A 1501-nucleotide genomic window follows, 5' to 3' on the forward strand; every position below is an offset into this window, starting at 1 on the left:
CCGAGGGTTTCGAGGTGCTGCCCCGGAGATGGGTCGTCGAACGCACATTCGCATGGCTCGGTCGCTGCCGCCGCCTGGCAAGAGGTTGGGAAAGAACCGTCGAGAGCGCAGAGGCTTGGGTCCTCATCGCCCATATCAGACGTATGACCCGCCGCCTCGCAAGGGACTGAAATCATTCAACCCATTTTGAATCGGACTCTGAGGGGCGATGAGGGAGAAGCAAGCGGAAATCGATCGGGGCTCGCGGCGATGATCTATCAGTCCGCCCCAAGAAGCCGGATATACATCAGCAATCGCGACCTTCGATCCAGAGCCAAATAGACCGTTGCAATTAGACGGGGTCCATATGCTTGCACGTGTGCCCCGAGTTTCCGAGAGGGTAAAGCTCTCAGGGGATGACCCTTATGTAATCGAAGAAAAAGCCCAGTCCGACATACACGGCCGAGTTCCGCGAGCGCGGCGTTCGGCTGTTTCTCGAACACCGGTCCGATCATACCAGCGACAACGTTGCTTACCGGGCAGTCGCCTCGAAGCTTGGTTGCTCCCACGACACTACCCGGGCCTGGTGCCGGCAGGCGGCACGTGATGCCGGTGAGCGCGCTGCTCTGACCACGGACGAGCGGGCGATGGAGCACCGCGACGGGATCTTGGTGCGGGCGGACCTGACCCACGCCGATGGTCATGGCGAGCGCAAGGCGGCCCTTGAGATGATCAACCGGCATGCGCCGGGATCGACACGGCGCCTGACTGAGTATTCCACGCGCATGTGGCCTTCGATTCCATGAACATGTGGCCACGGAGTCCACGGCATGTGGCCACCCCTTTGAGACAGACCTGCGAGGTGATCTGACCCTGCCTATTCTGCCGCCGATTGAGGAAGCAGGAGGGCGAGATGGAAAGGTTGCCGCGGATGCGCAAGATCAAGGATGTTTTACGACTTCGCGCCTCGGGATGTTCGACGCGCAGGATTGCGGACAGTCTGGGGCTGGGGCGGACGTCCACTCGGAATTATCTGCAGCGCGCCGCAGAGGCCGGGCTCTCGTGGCCTGCCTTCAGGAACTCGATGAGATCGCTCTTGAGCGGCAGCTTTTTCGCCAGGTGGCAGGCGCAGAGGATGATCCGTTTGCTCTGCCGGATTGGGCGAAATTCAACCGGGAGTTGAAGCACCCTGGCGTGACCCTGCGCCTGCTTTGGGAGGAATATCGCGCGTGCCACCCGGATGATGGCTATGGATATTCCGCCTATTGTCAGCATTACCGAGCGTGGGTGAAGCGGTTGTCACCCTCCATGCGCCAGCGTCAAGTCGCGGGCGAGAAGCTGTTCGTCGACTATTCCGGCGTGCGCATGGAGGTGACGGATCCCGTCACTGGCACGCGTCGTCCCGTCGAGTTGTTCGTCGCGGCGTAGGGCGCGTCGCATTACACCTATGCCGAGGCCAGCTGGAACGAGATGCTGCCGGATTGGATTGGCGCGCATGTCCGCACGTTCGAGTTCTTCGGCG

Annotated in this window: 2 protein-coding genes and 1 pseudogene; all 3 read left to right on the top strand. The window is 61.3% G+C overall.

Features of this window, described 5'->3' with window-relative positions:
* A partial coding sequence (locus V8324_RS21775; protein WP_336421979.1) for a transposase occupies positions 1 to 170 on the top strand: 170 nt, incomplete at its 5' end.
* A gap of 456 nt (positions 171 to 626) precedes the next feature.
* Positions 627 to 749 (top strand): annotated as a pseudogene (locus V8324_RS21780) (IS5/IS1182 family transposase); the annotation flags it as partial.
* A 292-nt stretch (positions 750 to 1041) separates the two neighbouring features.
* A complete protein-coding gene (locus V8324_RS21785; protein ID WP_336421978.1) occupies positions 1042 to 1407 on the top strand; it encodes a hypothetical protein in 366 nt (121 codons plus the stop codon).
* Positions 1408 to 1501: the final 94 nt, after the last annotated feature.

Source organism: Roseovarius sp. D22-M7, from assembly GCF_037083785.1.
Classification (GTDB): domain Bacteria; phylum Pseudomonadota; class Alphaproteobacteria; order Rhodobacterales; family Rhodobacteraceae; genus Roseovarius.